At 71.4% G+C, this 15,509-nt stretch carries 12 protein-coding genes; 5 read left to right on the forward strand and 7 right to left on the reverse strand.

The genetic code is table 11. From position 1 onward, the window contains the following. Position 1: 1 nt before the first annotated feature. Entirely contained in the window at positions 2 to 2,908 is a 2,907-nt protein-coding gene (locus ACGFZN_RS02065; protein WP_393856513.1) for a lectin, read from the reverse strand. Positions 2,909 to 3,196: 288 nt separating this feature from the next. Here ACGFZN_RS02065 and ACGFZN_RS02070 point away from each other — a divergent pair, with 288 nt between their 5' ends. Continuing rightward, positions 3,197 to 4,648 (forward strand): arabinofuranosidase catalytic domain-containing protein, encoded by a 1,452-nt coding sequence (locus ACGFZN_RS02070; RefSeq protein ID WP_393856514.1) that lies wholly within the window; start codon positions 3,197 to 3,199, stop codon positions 4,646 to 4,648. Positions 4,649 to 4,687: 39 nt separating this feature from the next. Here the strand turns inward: ACGFZN_RS02070 and ACGFZN_RS02075 are convergent, their stop codons facing one another. Then, positions 4,688 to 6,334, reverse strand: a complete 1,647-nt coding sequence (locus ACGFZN_RS02075) for an APC family permease (protein ID WP_393856515.1) — start codon at positions 6,332 to 6,334, stop codon at positions 4,688 to 4,690. Positions 6,335 to 6,476: 142 nt separating this feature from the next. Next, positions 6,477 to 7,475, reverse strand: a complete 999-nt coding sequence (locus tag ACGFZN_RS02080; RefSeq protein ID WP_393856516.1) for a trypsin-like serine peptidase — start codon at positions 7,473 to 7,475, stop codon at positions 6,477 to 6,479. A 494-nt stretch (positions 7,476 to 7,969) separates the two neighbouring features. Between ACGFZN_RS02080 and ACGFZN_RS02085 the strand changes: the two genes are divergently transcribed. After that, positions 7,970 to 8,269: a hypothetical protein gene (locus ACGFZN_RS02085; RefSeq protein ID WP_393856517.1), complete on the forward strand. Its 300-nt coding sequence runs from the start codon at positions 7,970 to 7,972 to the stop codon at positions 8,267 to 8,269. Positions 8,270 to 8,308: 39 nt separating this feature from the next. On the opposite strand, the gene ACGFZN_RS02090 is transcribed toward ACGFZN_RS02085, so the two are convergent. After that, positions 8,309 to 9,586: an alpha/beta hydrolase family protein gene (locus ACGFZN_RS02090; RefSeq protein ID WP_393856518.1), complete on the reverse strand. Its 1,278-nt coding sequence runs from the start codon at positions 9,584 to 9,586 to the stop codon at positions 8,309 to 8,311. 121 nt (positions 9,587 to 9,707) lie between these two features. After that, positions 9,708 to 10,358 carry a TetR/AcrR family transcriptional regulator gene (locus ACGFZN_RS02095; RefSeq protein ID WP_393856519.1) on the reverse strand — a complete coding sequence of 217 codons (651 nt, stop codon included), beginning with the start codon at positions 10,356 to 10,358 and terminating at the stop codon, positions 9,708 to 9,710. Positions 10,359 to 10,578: 220 nt separating this feature from the next. Here ACGFZN_RS02095 and ACGFZN_RS02100 point away from each other — a divergent pair, with 220 nt between their 5' ends. The 3 genes from ACGFZN_RS02100 to ACGFZN_RS02110 all read left to right on the forward strand — a co-directional run bounded on the left by ACGFZN_RS02100 (position 10,579) and on the right by ACGFZN_RS02110 (position 13,019). Continuing rightward, positions 10,579 to 11,607: an aldo/keto reductase gene (locus ACGFZN_RS02100; RefSeq protein WP_393856520.1), complete on the forward strand. Its 1,029-nt coding sequence runs from the start codon at positions 10,579 to 10,581 to the stop codon at positions 11,605 to 11,607. Between the two features lie 55 nt (positions 11,608 to 11,662). Then, positions 11,663 to 12,541 carry an LLM class flavin-dependent oxidoreductase gene (locus ACGFZN_RS02105; RefSeq protein WP_393856670.1) on the forward strand — a complete coding sequence of 293 codons (879 nt, stop codon included), beginning with the start codon at positions 11,663 to 11,665 and terminating at the stop codon, positions 12,539 to 12,541. Between the two features lie 88 nt (positions 12,542 to 12,629). Then, on the forward strand, positions 12,630 to 13,019 hold the full coding sequence (locus ACGFZN_RS02110) for a RidA family protein (protein WP_393856521.1): 390 nt from the start codon (positions 12,630 to 12,632) through the stop codon (positions 13,017 to 13,019). A 48-nt stretch (positions 13,020 to 13,067) separates the two neighbouring features. Here the strand turns inward: ACGFZN_RS02110 and ACGFZN_RS02115 are convergent, their stop codons facing one another. After that, entirely contained in the window at positions 13,068 to 14,312 is a 1,245-nt protein-coding gene (locus ACGFZN_RS02115) for a hypothetical protein (protein WP_393856522.1), read from the reverse strand. A 159-nt stretch (positions 14,313 to 14,471) separates the two neighbouring features. Then, positions 14,472 to 15,353 carry a DMT family transporter gene (locus ACGFZN_RS02120; RefSeq protein WP_393856523.1) on the reverse strand — a complete coding sequence of 294 codons (882 nt, stop codon included), beginning with the start codon at positions 15,351 to 15,353 and terminating at the stop codon, positions 14,472 to 14,474. Positions 15,354 to 15,509 lie beyond the last annotated feature (156 nt).

Genomic DNA, 15,509 nt, shown 5'->3' on the forward strand with positions numbered 1-15,509 from the left:
GTCACTTGTGCCGCGCGGCGCCCGGAGCCCCGGCGCCGAAACCGATCGCGAACACGTGCAGGCCACCGGAGGCGACATCGGACGGCAGGCGCACGCCGGCGACCGTCTTGCCCGGACTCAGGGCCACCGGCGCCGTGGCGAACACATACGTCGTGGTGGCGTCGGACGCGGTGCCCGCGTGATTGCGGTAGGGCAGGGTCACCGCCACCGTGTTGCCGGGGAGCGGTGACGCGGCGCCCGCGCTCAGCGTCCAGTCGGACAGGCCGACGGGGACGGACTGGGCGGTGCCGTCCGTGTAGGTGACGGTCGCGGTGCCGGACACCGGGCCGTTGTTGGCCGCCCCGAGGAAGGAGATGCCGCCGGAGCCGGACACCCGTACCGTCTGGCCGTTCGCCTCGTAGTTGTCCGGTGCTCCGGGCGCCACGCCGGGCCAGGTGAACGTGACCCCGTTCGCGGTGACCTTCGAGCCCGGCCTGACTCCGGCGGCGGCCAGAGCGTGCGCCGAGTAGCTGTAGCCGGCGCCGTCGAAGTTCGCGGAGGCCGCGGCGGCGTCACCGGACGTTCCCACGTCGGTGAAGCCGGGCGCACCCGGGTAGGACCGCGGGGCGGCGGAGGGATCCGACGCCCAGGACGTGTTCGGGGAGGTGCCGAGCGCGTAGCTGAGGGTGCCGCCGCCGGTGAGGGCGCCGGCAGGCGCGTGCGCCGCGTTCCACGCCGTGCCGTTCCAGGTGGCCGACTGGACGTACGGCGCGTCGTCCGCCGCGCCGGTGCCGTTCACCGTGAGGGTGTGCCCGGACGGCAGGGTGATCACCGCCTGCGGGAAGAGCGGGCTGCCCAGCGCCAGGTCGGCGGTGCCGGGGGTCTCCGGGTACATGCCGAGGGCGGACCAGACGTACCAGGAACTCATCTCGCCCAGATCGTCGTTGCCCGCGAGACCGGACGGGCTGTCGGTCCAGATCTGGTCCTGGACCTGACGCACCACCTTCTGCGTCTGGTACGGGCGGCCGATGTAGTCGTACTCCCAGGGGATGTTCAGGCTCGGTTCGTTGCCGAGGTCGGTGTGTCCGCCGGCGCCGGTCAGCGAGGACAGGTCCGTGTCCAGATACGCGGCCATGGCCGCGTCGCCGCCCATGGCGGTGGCCAGCCCGTGCACGTTGAACGGCACCATCGGCGTGTACTGCCAGGAGTCGCCCTCGACGAAGTTCTTGCCCGACGTCGGTGAGAACCCGGCCGTCCAGGTGCCCGAGGCGTCGCGCGGCCGGACGAATCCGCTGCCGAAGTCGAACAGGTTCTGCCAGTCCTGCGCCCGGTCCGCGAAGCGGCGCTGATCGGCGGTGTCCCCGAGGGCGCCGGCGAGGGCGGAGACCGCGAAGTCCGCCGAGTCGTACTCGAGCGTGGTGGAGGCCGCTCCGTAGAAGTTGCAGCAGCCGTACTTGCCGTTGCTGGGCAGCCGGCCCAGCTGTTCCAGATAGGCGAGCCCGGGGCGGTCGTCGTTGGGGACGGTGGCCTCCGCGATCATGCCCTTGAGCGCGGCCGCCGTGTCGAAGTCGCGGGCCCCGAAGGCGTAGTAGCCGGCGAGGATCGCATCCGCCGGATCGCCGACCATGACGTACGTCTCCCCGTTGTTCTCCGACCATTTGGGGAACAGACCGGTCTGGCGGTAGTCGTCGACCATCGACTGGGCGGTGTCGGAGGCGGTCCGCGGGGCGAGCAGCGCCTCGAGCTGGGCCTGGGAGCGGTAGACGTCCCAGCCGGAGAAGTTGGCGTAGGCGGCGGCGTGCCCCTTGTCCACGGTGTGGACCCTGCCGTCGAAGCCGGGATAGCGGCGGTTGCTGTCACTGATCACGTTCGGGTGCAGCAGCGCGTGATAGAGCGCGGTGTAGAAGACGGTCCGCTGGGCGGGCGTCCCGCCGGCGATCCGCGCCCGGCCGAGCAGGGACTTCCAGGAGGCGTAGGCCGCGCCGCGCACCTTGGCCAGGTCCCAACCGGGGTTCTCAGCCTGCCGGTTGCCCACGGCGTCCGCGGCCGACACGTAGGAGACGCCGACCTTGGCCTGGACGGCCCGGTGGGCGGTGGTGTCGAACGTGACATAGCCGTCGGAGCCGCTCGCGCGAGGGGCGAAGGCGTGCGGCGTACGGGGCACGGCGCCGTGCAGCGTCGGCTTGTTCGGCGTCTCGGGGGCGTCGGGGGAAGCGTTGCTGCGCGGGGTGGAGGGGGTGGCGGCGGCGAACGCCGTACCGCTGTGCCGGAACGGCCGGTCGAAGACCATGTCGTAGTAGACGGTGTAGGAGTTGCCCTCGCCGCAGAAGTTGCCGCTGGTGACCTTGCCTCTGACTTCTCTGTCGTTCACCACGTCGAACTCGGCGGCGGTGACTCCGTTCTCGCTGTCCGTGAGCTTGAAGAGAAGGTTCGCCCGGCTGGTGGCGGGGAAGGTGAATCGGGCCATGCCGCTGCGGGGGGTGGCGGTCAGCTCCGTCTTCACGCCGTTGTCCAGGGTGACCGTGTAGGAGCCGGGCGCGGCGGACTCGTGGGTGTGCGAGAAGCCGTCGGTGGCGCGGGTGTCGACCGCGCCCAGGGTCGGCAGCACCGGGATGTCGCCCGCGGCCCGGCAACCCGGGCCCGCGATGTGGGTCAGACCGAATCCGGTGATGGCCGAGTCGGCGTACTCGTAGCCGCCGCCGTCCGGCCGGTGCGGGCTGGTGTCGGGGCTCCACTGGACCATGCCGAACGGGGTGTCGGCGCCGGGGAAGTCGTCGGCGGCGTGCGAGGTCCCGATGAACGGATCGACGTACGAGGCCGGATCGGCGACCGGCGCGAGCGGGGTGGGAGCGGCGGACGCGGGGGCGGAGGCGGCGCCCACGAGCAGGGCGCCGGTGGCCAGCACGGACAGAAGGCGGAACGGCACCATCGTGACCCTGTCCCTTCGAGAACGTTGTGTCCCTTCGACAACGTTGTCCCGAAAGTCGCCCCTTCAGCCCCTGCTGTCAAGGACGCGCGGTGCAGAACCGGCCGTTCGCCTGACGCGACGTCACACTGGCGAAGAAATCATCAGCTTGGCCCACATCCAAAACTTTTCATAAGGCCAAAGCAACAAATCTTGACGACAACCATCAGCATGCGTACGTTCCGCAACGGCCGCCCGCCGCTCCAACTCGCCCGTCGCCAGGCGCACTTGACCCCCCATTGAGGAGCCAGCATGCGCGGAAGCCCCAGACCCATCGCGTCCCTCCTGGCCGTCGTCGGCCTCGTCCTGGGCGCGTTGTTCGGCCTGTCCCAGCCCGCACCCGCCGCGGGTTCACTGCCCTGTGACATCTACGGCGCCGCCGGCACCCCCTGCGTCGCCGCGCACAGCACCGTGCGCGCGCTCATCTCGTCCTACGCCGGCCCGCTGTACCGGGTCACCCGCGCCTCCGACGGCGCCGGCGCCGACATCGGCCTGCTCTCGCCGGGCGGTTACGCCGACGCCGGACAGCAGGACCGGTTCTGCGCGGACACCACCTGCACCATCACGAAGATCTACGACCAGACGTCCCGGCACAACGACCTCACCCCCGGTCCGGCGGGCACCTCCGGCATGGGCGCCGACCGCGGCGCCGACGCCTCCGAGATCGCCGTCACCGCCGGCGGCCACAAGGCGTACGGCGTGTGGATCTCCCCCGGAGTCGGCTACCGCTACACGGGCGTCGCCTCCGGTGTCGCCGTCAACGGGCAGCCGGAGGGCGCCTACATGGTGGCCAGCGGCACCCACGTGGGCTCCGCCTGCTGCTTCGACTACGGCAACGCCGAGAGCACACCGGCCGACACCGGCAACGGCCACATGGACGCCGTCAGCCTCGCCACCACCTGCTATTTCGCGCCGTGCACCGGCTCCGGGCCGTGGGTCGAGGCGGACCTGGAGAACGGCATGTTCCAGGGGGACAACGGCTCCAACACCGCCAACCGGGGCAACAACAGCACCTTCGTCACGGCCGTGCTGAAGAACAACGGACAGACCCGGTACGCCCTCAAGGGCGGCAACGCGCAGTCGGGCGGGCTCACCACCTGGTGGGACGGCGCCCTGCCCACCCGCGGCGGCTATCAGCCCATGCACCAGGAGGGCGGCATCATCCTCGGCACCGGCGGCGACAACAGCAACTGGAACATGGGCACGTTCTTCGAGGGCGTGATGGTCGCCGGCTACCCGACCGACGCCGCCGAGAACGCGGTCCAGGCGAACATCGTCTCCGTCGGCTACTCCGGTGAGACGAACGTCCCCAACGGCCCCCAGGGCACCGTCACCGGCCCCGGCGGCAAGTGCGTGGACGTGGCAGCCGACGACACCGGCGCCAACGGCTCCGCCGTACAGCTGTGGGACTGCCAGTCGTACGCCGAGGACCAGCACTGGACGCACTTCGCCGACGGATCGCTGCGCACGCTGGGCCGGTGTCTGGACATCAACGGCAACGGGACGGCGAACGGGACGCAGGTCGAGTTGTGGGACTGCAACGGGGTCGGTGGGCAGAAGTGGGTGCAGCAGAGTGACGGGTCGCTGCTGAACCCGCAGTCGGGGCGGTGCCTCGATTCGCCCAGCGGGGCCACGGCCAACGGCACCCGGCTGCAGATCTGGGACTGCAACGGCTCGGCGGCCCAGAAGTTCCGGCTCGGCTGAGCGCGGACCGGCCGGGCCGCCGGTGCGTCCCCGAGGACCTCATACGATCTCCTCTTCCTCCGGGACGACGACCTTGTCGATCATGCCCTGGATCTGCTCCCTCGGCAGAGCCACCGCCATCGCCCAGTAGTAGACGACGAGGCTGAAGGCGGCGGTGACGCCGATGTCCCACCACAGCGGGAACCAGGGGTGCTTGAGCGGCCCGAAGTCGCTGAGGTAGACGATGAGCCCCATGCCCACCAGGTAGACCGGCAGCCATTGGGCGGCGCGCAGGTCGAGCTGAGGGGTGATGGGGTTCATCTTGAACACCCGGTTGGCCACCAGGATGACGTAGCCGATCAGGATGGCGACGCCGAGCTTCCAGTCGGTGGTCCAACCCGACCACAGGATCAGCAGGTTGGCCACGATGAAGGCGAGCGGCGACAGCCAGCCGCCGCCGGGCAGCCGGTAGGGGCGGTGCGCGTCGGGCAGCCGGTTGCGGAACACCCCGAACGACAGCGGGGCCCCGGCGTACATCAGCACGCTGGCGCTGGTGATCAGGCCGACCAGGGAACGCCAGCTGGGGAACGGCAGGAAGCAGACGCAGCCGATCACGAACGCCGTGATCAGGCCGACCCAGGGGACCCCGCGCCGGTTGGTGTTCTCGAAGGCGGAGGGCACGTAGCCGTTGCGGCTCAGGCCGTAGGAGACCCGGGAGGAGCCGGTGATGTAGATCAGACCGGTGCCGGCCGGGGACACCACGGCGTCGAGATAGAGGACCGTGGCCAGCCAGCCCAGGCTGATGAGCGTGGCGACCTGGGCGAACGGCCCGCTCAGCGTGGTGTACGCCGAGGTGGCCCAGTGGCTGCCGATCTGGGAGGCGGGCAGCGCGGCCAGGAAGACGACCTGCAGCAGGATGTAGATGAGGATGCCGAGGACGATCGACCCGATCACCGCCCGCGGGATGTCCCGCTTGGGGTTGGCGCTCTCACCGGCGAGCTGGTCGGCCTGCTCGAAACCCAGCAGCGCGAAGATGATGCCGCTGGTGGACACGGCGGACAGGATGCCCTTGGCGCCGTACGGGTTGAAGCCGTCGGCCGCGGTGAAGTTCGCGGTGTGGAACTGGGCGATGGCGAACACGAAGATCGTGAGCAGCGGGATGCCGACCTTCCACCAGGTCGCCGCGCTGTTCGTGCGGGCCAGCAGCCGGATGCTCAGGAAGTTGATGGCCGTGATGACGGCCATCAGCCCGACCGCGACGGCGATGCCGGGCGGGGTGAGGACGTGCTCCCCGCCCTTGACCTTCTCCCAGCCGCTCGCCCAGGAGTAGTGCTGGCCGTAGGTGATCATCGCCAGCACCTCGATGGGCGCCACCGTGGCCGCCTGCAGCCAGGAGAACCAGCCGAACGACGCGCCGGCCGCTCCGCCGAAGGCGTAGTGCGGGAAACGCGCCGTGCCGCCCGAGACCGGGTACATGCCGCCGAGCTCCGCGTGCACCAGCGCCAGGATCAGGATGGCGACGCCGCCGATGGCCCAGGAGATGATCGCCGCCGGTCCGGCGGCCGCCAGGGCGCCCTGGGCGCCGAAGAGCCACCCGGACCCGATGATCGAGCCCTCCGAGGCCCAGATGAGGCCGACGAAGCCGATCTCCCGCCGAAGCCCGGGTTTCTGGGTCTTCCGACCGGGTTGCGCCTCTGACACGGCCATGGTCCACACCCCCTCGTAGGGGACCCATCACCCTCGGTAGAGTGATATTCGTCACTAATCGTGCCACGGTGACGCGGTCATGGCGCTCGGCGTGAAGGCACCGTTTACCGACCTTTTGACACGGCCTCGTCCGGCGGTCCGATCAGCCCGGGCCGAGCTGCGGTCCGGCCGGCGGTGCTCCCGCGACCGCCGCGCGGTACAGGGCCCGGGTGGCGGAGCCGAAGTAGGCGCTGTAGGAGATCTGCGGGGTGTCGCCCCCGGTGTGGTAGCCGCCGATCACCCCGAGGACCGCCCATCCACCGGGACAGGGCAGGAGCATGGGGCCGCCGCTGGTGCCGCCCACGAAGCCGTCGCAGGCGATACGCGGGAACGTGCCGGGGTCGGCCGGGTCGTCGCTCTCCCATCTGGTGGTCCGGCTCCAGCACTCCAGCGGCCGCTCCACCCCCGCCGGGTAGCCGATCATCCGCACCGGCGCGTGCGAGTAGCCGGTCCCGGTGAGCAGCCGCGCCCCTGCGCCGACCGCGTCCTCCAGGAGCGTTCCGTCCTGGTTGGGCTCGGTGACCGCGAACGCGAAGTCGTAGGTGGCGCCCGCGTGTTCACCCAGGTCGTAGTACTGCTGCGGGACATAGACGCCGTTCGTGCGGACCGGGAAGATCCCGAACGGCTTCAGACGGTCGTGGTACTGCGGGACGAAGGCGAGGTGCCGCTTGGGCGAGGTGCCCGCGTACCCCCTCAGACAGTGCCCGGCGCTCAGCACCAGGTCGTGACCGGGGCTGTGCACGACGGAGCCGCTGCACGTACGGCCGGTGCCCGTGGCGTCCGTCCAGAAGAACGTGCCGGCCTGGGGGATACCGTCGAAGCTCCTGCTGGGCGGGATGTACTCGCCCGGCCGCGGGCCGTCCACCGCGGGCGCCGCGGCGGACGCGGTGGTCCCGGCCTCGGTGCCCTTCAGGACGTCGGCAGGCAGCGCGGCCTCCATGCGGGCCGGCGTCCAGTAGTCGTCGAGCCGGTCGGCGAGCGGGTTCGGGTCGGCCGGAGACTCCCCGGCGGACGCCGACGCCCCCGTGGTGAGGCCGGCACAGAGCAGGAGGGCCGCCGCGCAGACGGCGGCGTATCGCGCGATGCTGGTCCCGGGCTCCATGAGTTCCCCTCAGAGAGGACGCGAGTGACGGCTCACCCTAAGCCCGCGACCCCGGCCGGCACAGCGGCCACGGCGATACCGGGCGGACGGCGAGTCGGCCAACTCACCTGCCAGAGCGTGAGCGTGTCGCTGCGTCAGGTCGCGGCAACGGTACGGCGGTACGGACGGCCCCGCGGCGGTGGCCGGGAGGGCGGTCGCATCCGGAGCTGAACGGTGAACGGCGGGCAGTGGGGGAGTGGGCTGTGAGCGGCGGCGGGCCGTGAGCGGTGGGCTGTGGCCCGCCGACCGAGACGCTGACCGTGAGCGGTGGGCTGCGGTCGGTGACCTTCCTGGCTGCCTCCGGTACAGCCGGGCTGACCTGCTACTTCCGCCGGCACCCGGCGAGACGTGACCGCCTCCTCCGGCCCTGGATAGGGGAGGAGTGATGTGTGACGTGCTGGGTAGATGCCGGACCTGCCAGGGAATCGCCTGGGCTCCATCGGAAGGAGAAGGCCATGAAGAAGCTGATACGGAACGTGGGTGCGGCCGGAGCCGCCGCCGCGATGGCCACGGGCGCCCTTCTCGCCGCCGGCGGTCCCGCGGCGGCCGCGGTCCCCGGGACGAGCGGACACAGCGCGGTCGGCGCCACGGCACCCGCCGGCACCACTGCGCACCGCCATCACGGCCTCGCGTGCATGGATCCGTGGGTCGCCGGGCAGCTGGCGTCGTTCGACCCCGCGGCCCGGCACCGCCTGGCCGTGTTCGATCCGTGGGTCAAGGACCAGCTGACGCGCTTCGCCGCTCCCTCCTGCTAGCCGTGCGCTGCTCCGGCGCTCTGCCCGACAGCGCCGCGATCACTTTACGAACTCCATGTCCGGATACGCCGCGGACGGTCCTTCCAACAACCGCCCGCTGCGGCCTCGCAGCCAGTGGTCGAAGTATGCGGTGACATACGCCTCGGTCGTGCGTATCGCGGTGGCCGGGTCGATGGTGCCGATGTCGTCGGCCCGCTCGGAGGGCCGCAGGCGCAGCTGAGGTATCAGCGCCTCGGCGTCGGTGAAGGAGGCGTGCTCCGACCCGAGCAGGGTCAGTTGGCGGTTCCACCCGGGGGTGTGGGCGCGGAACGCCTGCCAGCCGGGGCCGGTGTCCGTGTCGCCGTCCTTGCCCAGGAGCAGGAAGGGCCGGTCGAGGCCGTGCCGGGCCACCGGCATGAGCGAGCCGTCGAGATAGGTCAGGTTGCCGTCCATGTCGAGGCCCGCGGCGATCCTGCGGTCGGCGTCCATCGACAGCGCGGCCGCGGTGCCGCCCATGGAATGGCCGAACATGCCCACCTCATGGAGATTCAGCGCGCCCGCCAGACGGTCCGGCAGCGGCCGCCCCTCCGCGTCGGGGTCCTGCCCGCCGTTCAGCGCCTTCAGCTCGTCCAGGACGAAGCCGGTGTCGGCCACCCGGACGGCCAGCGCCTTGCGCAGGAAGGCGTCGGGATCGGACGGCGGGACCATGGTGGCGAGCGAGCCGTCCGGGAACTGGACCTCCGGCGCCTCGTAGGTGTGGTCGACAGTGACGACGGCGTAGCCCCGGGCGGCCAGGCCGGCCGCCAGTGTCGTGCCCCAGGTGCGGGGTTCGCCCAGGCCTGGTGAGTAGAGCACCACCGGCAGCCCCCCGCGGCGCCCGGCGGCCACGGGGGCGCCCCGCGTGACATGGGTGACGGTGCGCGCCCAGTCCGCGCGGCCGGGCGGAACGTGCAGGCCGAGGTAGTCGTTCGCCGTGACCTCGTCGAAGTGGGCGGCCGCGGCGGGCAGCATGTACGGGGCCGCCGGACGGCCCGCCGTGTGTGCCGCGGGGTAGTACACGCTGACCATCAGCTCTCGCGGGCTCCGTGCGGAGTGCCAGGGATCCGGCCGTGCGTGGTCCACGAGGTGGAGGTCCACCTCGCCGACCGGATACCGGCCGCTCGGGGCGGGCAGGGAGAGGGGGCGAGAGGACGAGGGCGGTGGGGAGGCTGTGGCGGCGCGTGGGGCCGCTGCGGCGGGCAGAGCGGCGGTCAGCCCCAACAGCGCGGAGACGGCGCAGGCCGTGAGCGCTCGTCGCCGAGTGGTCCTGCGGCCGTCGCGCGGGAGGTGATTCGTCATGGCTCGAGCCTGACGGATCGTCGGCTCCCGTACATCGGGGGAAGTCCCCCATTTCCCTCTCGGGGTAGCCGTAGGGGCTCCCCGTCACCCTCGCCCCGCTCTGCTCCTGGCAGGGTCTGCGTCAGTCGCCGGCGTGCTCCGCCCTCAGACCGCTGATCAGGAGTTCCACCAGCCGCCGCGCGTCATACCGGGGGTCGCTCTCCGCGCCGATGCACAGGTTGCCGACGCCGCGCAGGAGTTCGTACGCCTCCAGGCCGGAGCGGATCTCGCCGGCGGCGGCAGCGGCGCCGAGCAGCTCGGTGCAGACGGGCAGCAGCCGGTCGAGGAAGTAGGCGTGCAACGCGTCGAAGCCGGTGCTGTCGGCCTTCAGCACGGCGGCCAGGCCGTGTTTCGTCACCAGGAAGTCGACGAACAGGTCGATCCACCGGCCCAGGGCGGCATAGGGGCCGGTACTGGTCTTCAGCAGGTCGGGACCGGCCAGGGCCAGGCTCTCCACCTGGTGCCGGTAGACCGCGATGATGAGGTCCGCGCGTGTCGGGAAGTGGCGGTAGATCGTGCCGACCCCCACACCGGCGCGGGCGGCGATGTCACGCACCGGCGCCTCCACGCCCGACGCGACGAACGCCGCCGCGGCCGCGTCGAGCAGCGTCTCCTTGTTGCGCCGGGCATCGCTGCGCCGGGCCCGGGCCGCTCGACCCGCCCTCTCGCCGCCGTCGTCCACCGCGCCTCCCACTGTGCCGCTTCCTCCATCGCCGTGCTGGTCCACGCGCATGCCTCCACTGCCGCGCTTGCTAAACGGAACACGGTTCCGTATCGTCTTAACCGGAACATCGTTCCGGTTGACCGTGGTCATTACCGGAACCGAGTTCCGCTTACTCATGGTGTCAGAGCGGAGACCGGGCGGCCAAGCAGGGCCACGCCCACGTTGCACACCCCCGCTCTCCGCCCCCTTCATCCATCCCTCCCTCCACCCCCAGTGAGGAGAAGCGGTCATGCAGTACCGCACCTTGGGCCGCACCGGTGTGCAGGTCAGCACTCTCGCGCTCGGCGCGATGAACTTCGGCAGGATCGGACGCACCACCCAGGACGAGGCCACCGCCCTCGTCGACACCGCTCTCGAGGCCGGGATCAACCTCATCGACACGGCCGACATGTACGGGGACGGCGAGTCGGAGGAGATGGTCGGCAAGGCCATCGCTGGCCGCCGCGACGACATCGTCCTGGCGACGAAGGCGACCATGCCGATGGGCGACGAGCGCAATCACCGGGGCAGTTCGCGCCGCTGGCTGGTCACCGCGCTGGACGACAGCCTGCGCCGCCTCGGCGTCGACCACGTCGACCTCTACCAGATCCACCGCTGGGACCCGCACACCGGCGACGAGGAGACGCTCTCCGCGCTGACCGACCTGCAACGGGCCGGAAAGATCCGCTACTTCGGCTCCTCGACCTTCCCGGCGTACCGCATCGTCCAGGCGCAGTGGGCCGCCCGCGAGCACCACCTGGGCCGGTACGTCACCGAACAGCCCAGCTACTCCATCCTCCAGCGCGGCGCCGAGAGCCATGTGCTGCCCGTGACCGAGGAATACGGGCTCGGCGTGCTCGTGTGGAGCCCGCTGGCCTCGGGCTGGCTGTCCGGCGCCATCCGCGCGGGCCGGGACATCGCCACGCACCGTTCGGCGTTCCTGCCGGACCGCTTCGACCTGACCGTCCCCGCCAACCGGGCCCGACTCGAAGCCGTCGAGCAACTGGCCCGTGTCGCCGACGAGGCCGGTCTGACGATGATCCAGCTCGCGCTCGGCTTCGTCACCGCGCATCCCGCGGTGACCAGCGCCCTCGTCGGCCCGCGCACACTGGACCACCTGCACTCCCAACTCGCCGCCGCAGACACCGTGTTGTCCTCCGACGTACTCGACGCCATCGACGCGATGGTGGCTCCCGGCGTCGACCTCGCCCCCGAGGAGAAGCACGACACGCCGCCCGCGCTGCTCGACGCGTCACTGCGGCGCCGGCGCACGCCGTAGCGGCCGCACTCCCTCGGCTGAACCCATGTCCGCGCACCGAAAGGACCACCCGCTCATGCCGCACACCTCTGCGCCCCGGTTCGGCATCATGACCGCCCCCTCGCAGGTCGGCTACCACGACGTACTGCGCGTCTGGCGCGAGGCGGACGCGATTCCGGAGATCGAGCACGCGTGGCTGTTCGACCACCTCATGCCGATCTTCGGCGACCCGGACGGCCCGGTTTACGAGGGCTGGACACTGCTCTCCGCCCTCGCCGCGCAGACCCGGCGACTGCGCCTCGGCGTGCTCGTGACCAGCAACCGGTTCCGGCCGCCCGCCCTGCTCGCGAAGATCGCCGCGACCGTCGACATCGTCTCCGGAGGGCGGCTCGACTTCGGCATCGGCGTCGGCTCACGCCCCGGCCATCCGCTGGCCCGGCGCGAGTACGAGGCACACGGCCTGCCCTTCCACGACTCCGCGGACGCCGTGGCGAGCCTCGCCGAGGCCTGTACGGTGATCCGGCGGTTGTGGACGGCGGCCGAACCCTTCGACTTCCACGGCACCCACCACCAGCTGAGCGGCGCCTTCGGCAACCCCAAACCCGTGCAGCGCCCCCACCCGCCGATCCTCATCGGCGGCCGGTCCTCCGCGACCTTGCGGGTCGTCGCCGAACACGCCGACCTCTGGAACATCCCCGGAGGCGGCGACATCGACGACCTGCTCGGCCGGAGTGCCCTGCTGGACCGGTACTGCGCCGAGATCGGCCGCGACCCCGCCGCCGTCACCCGCTCGATCCATCTGCCCGTGTCCTACGACCGGCCCGGCGACACCCGGCACGCGATCCGCGAGGCGGTCGACGCCGGCTTCCGGCACGTCGTCCTCGGGCTGCCGGCGCCGTACCCGGCGAAGGCCGCGCAGTGGGCCGCCGACGAACTCATCACGCCCTCGCTGTGACCGTCCCGGCAGCGCCTTCCGCCCCGGCCATGACTGCTGCCGATCTTCGCGATAGACGTGTCCGCACCGGTCACCTAGCGTTCGGCGCATGACAGAGCGACGTGCGGTCCTCAGCGGATCGACCTTCGAGGAGCAGATCGGTTACGCGCGTGCCGTGGTCCACGGCGAGTGGGTGCATGTGTCGGGCACCACCGGGTTCGACTACACGACCATGACGATCCCGGACGACGTGGTGGAGCAGGCCGAGCAGTGCCTGCGCAACATCGAGGCGGCGTTGGCCGAGGCGAAGTGCACGTTCGCCGATGTGGTGCGGGTGCGCTATCTGCTGCCCGACCGCGCGGACTTCGAGCCCTGCTGGCCGGTGCTGCGCCGCTGCTTCGGAGAGGTGCGCCCGGCCGCCACCATGATGGAGTGCGGTCTCGCCGACCCGCGCATGAAGATCGAGATCGAGGTGGACGCCCGTCGGCAGGCCCGCTGAGCCCGCCGCGGCACGACCTGGCTCACGCCATACGGACAGGCGGGGCGATCACTGCTCGGCGGCGTGTCCCGCGGGACGCAGGAACTCGTTCCAGCCGCCGTCCGGCTTCTGACCGACTTCGAGGGTGCGCAGCTTCGCGAGGATCGCGGGATCCTGGGCGTCGAGCCAGTCGACGAACTGCCGGAAGGAGACCAGCCGGACGTCCTTGCGGGCGGCGATCTGCTTCAGGGCCTCCTCGGCGGCGTCCATGTAGATGCCGCCGTTCCACTGCTCGAAGTGGTTGCCGATGAACAGCGGCGCCCGATTGGTCTGGTACGCCCGCTCGAACCCGGCCAGGTACGACTGTGTCGCCTGGGCCCGCCAGTAGGGGTAGTTGTAGGAGGGCGCCCGCGTCGAGTTCTTGGACTGGTTCGCCAGCATGTTGTAGTCCATGGACAGCACCTCGAAGGTGTGTCCCGGAAAGGGGATGCTCTGCAGCGGCAGGTCCCAGATGCCGTTCCGCTTCCGCGGCCAGCGCTGCAGTCCGCCCGGCGACGAGGCGTCGTAGCGCCAGCCCAGTTCCCGCGCGACCGGCAGCAGGTTCGACTGGCCGAGCAGACAGGGGGTGCGGCCGCCCACGAGTTCCTTGTCGTAGTCGAAGGGCAGCGACGGTTCGTCGTGCCAGCCGGTGTTGGTGCGCCACGTCCTGACGAAGGCCCGTGCCTGCTCGATCTCCGAACGCCACTGCGCCGGGGTCCAGTTGGCCACCGATCCCGGTCCGCTGCAGAAGTGCCCGTTGAAGTGCGTGCCGATCTCGTGGCCCTCCAGCCAGGCCTGGCGGACGTAGGCCAGCGTGGTCTTGAGGTGGCCGTTGGTGAGGTATCCGATGTCGGAGGCGCCGAGCGGGTTGTTCGGCGGGTCGTAGAGCCGCTTCTTCTCCTCGGGCAGCAGGTACAGGCCCGACAGGAAGAAGGTCATGTGCGCGCCGTGGTCGCGGGCGAGCTGCAGGAAGCGCGGGAACAGTCCGGTGCCCAGCTCTCCGGCGCCGTCCCAGGAGAACACCACGAACTGCGGCGGGGTCTCGCCCGGTTCCAGGGGCGGGGGCGAGGCCGGCTGGTGCGGCTGGCGTCCGGTGTACGCCGTCGAGCCGTCCCCGATGAGCCGGACCACCCGCGGTGCCCCCTGCTGGTGCGGGCTTCCGGGCGAGCCGCTCTCGTCGTCCTGTCCTCCGCACGCGGCGAGCGAGGCGGCGGCCACGCCGATGCCCGCGCCGAGACCGAGGCGTGCCACACTGCGGCGGCTGATACCCGTCATCGCCATCCCAACCCGCGCCCTGCCACGACGCGTTGTGCGCCCCCTCAACGTCCCTGCCGACACTCCGCACCATAAAGGCAATAAATATACAAACTGGTTAATTTGGGTCGGTGTGGCGCGCAAAGAGGGTGCCAAAGACCGCTTCGTCACCCGTACGGCTCACGTCCCGGCATGCCGCTGCTTCGGCGCGGCCGGTACCACGGCGATGTGCTGGACGGCCCGGCTGAGCACCAGCACGCCCGCGACGATCAGCAGGCCGCCGCACACCTCCGGTACGAGCCACCAGCCGGTGCGGATGCGCTCCCCGAACAGGGTGATGCCGAGCGTCAGGCTCACCACCGCGTCCCCGATGGTCAGCGCCGGCTGCCCGGCGGCCAGCGGACCGGCCTGGAGGGCGTTCTCCAGCAGGAGCACGGCGGCGACACCGGTGAGCGCGAAGGCGTACGTCTGCCAGGCGCCCAGGAACGCCGTGAAGCCGTGGTCGGCGAAGGTGCCGCTGGCCGACTTCAGCAGGGCGGCGGTCAGCGCGTTGCCCGTGGCGGAGGCGGCCGCCAGCAGGGCGGCGCGCCGGGCCGGCGGGCCGCTCCGGCCTGCCAGCAGCACGGCCGCGGTCATCGCGCCGAGGCACAGGCACAGGGCCGGCACCCAGCGGGTGAGCGGGGCATGAGAGCCGGCCCCGTGCGGGGCGGCGGCGACGAGCAGGACCGCGAGGCCCGCCACGCAGCCGCCGACGCCCCACCAGCCCGAGCGCGGCAACCGCTTGTGCATCAGCGGGGCGGCGACGAGCAGCGCGAACGGCAGCTCCAGGACGAACAGCGGCTGGACCAGCGAGAGCGGGCCGTTCACCAGGGCCAGGCTCTGGAACAGCGCCGCGCAGATCACACCGCACATGCCGATCATCCAGAAGGGCCGGCGCACCAGCTCCGCGAGCAGCCGGAACCCGCCGCGGCTGCTCGTCGAGGCGGCCCTGCGCTGAAAGGCGGTACCCACGGCGTTGCTCGCCGCGCCCGCGACGGCGAACACCGCGGCCAGTTCGATCACGACCGTCTCCTGCCTGCGGGGAGGCCTCCAGGAGGAGGTTCGGGGCCTCTCAGCCTACGGAAGGTGACGCCCGTGCGCCGGGTACGGCCCGGGGCAGGAGTCCGGCCGGGCGCCGATCATTCCTTCCTGCGGGCGAAGGCGAGTCGGCGCCGGCCC

The organism is Streptomyces sp. NPDC048192, from assembly GCF_043202415.1.
Taxonomy (GTDB): domain Bacteria; phylum Actinomycetota; class Actinomycetes; order Streptomycetales; family Streptomycetaceae; genus Streptomyces.

Bases quoted from the DNA above. Each gene is read 5' to 3' on its own strand.
- ACGFZN_RS02065 (WP_393856513.1), bottom strand. From the start codon at position 2,908: ATGGTGCCGTTCCGCCTTCTGTCCGTGCTGGCCACCGGCGCCCTGCTC.
- ACGFZN_RS02070 (WP_393856514.1), top strand. From the start codon at position 3,197: ATGCGCGGAAGCCCCAGACCCATCGCGTCCCTCCTGGCCGTCGTCGGC.
- ACGFZN_RS02075 (WP_393856515.1), bottom strand. From the start codon at position 6,334: ATGGCCGTGTCAGAGGCGCAACCCGGTCGGAAGACCCAGAAACCCGGG.
- ACGFZN_RS02080 (WP_393856516.1), bottom strand. From the start codon at position 7,475: ATGGAGCCCGGGACCAGCATCGCGCGATACGCCGCCGTCTGCGCGGCG.
- ACGFZN_RS02085 (WP_393856517.1), top strand. From the start codon at position 7,970: ATGAAGAAGCTGATACGGAACGTGGGTGCGGCCGGAGCCGCCGCCGCG.
- ACGFZN_RS02090 (WP_393856518.1), bottom strand. From the start codon at position 9,586: ATGACGAATCACCTCCCGCGCGACGGCCGCAGGACCACTCGGCGACGA.
- ACGFZN_RS02095 (WP_393856519.1), bottom strand. From the start codon at position 10,358: ATGCGCGTGGACCAGCACGGCGATGGAGGAAGCGGCACAGTGGGAGGC.
- ACGFZN_RS02100 (WP_393856520.1), top strand. From the start codon at position 10,579: ATGCAGTACCGCACCTTGGGCCGCACCGGTGTGCAGGTCAGCACTCTC.
- ACGFZN_RS02105 (WP_393856670.1), top strand. From the start codon at position 11,663: ATGCCGCACACCTCTGCGCCCCGGTTCGGCATCATGACCGCCCCCTCG.
- ACGFZN_RS02110 (WP_393856521.1), top strand. From the start codon at position 12,630: ATGACAGAGCGACGTGCGGTCCTCAGCGGATCGACCTTCGAGGAGCAG.
- ACGFZN_RS02115 (WP_393856522.1), bottom strand. From the start codon at position 14,312: ATGACGGGTATCAGCCGCCGCAGTGTGGCACGCCTCGGTCTCGGCGCG.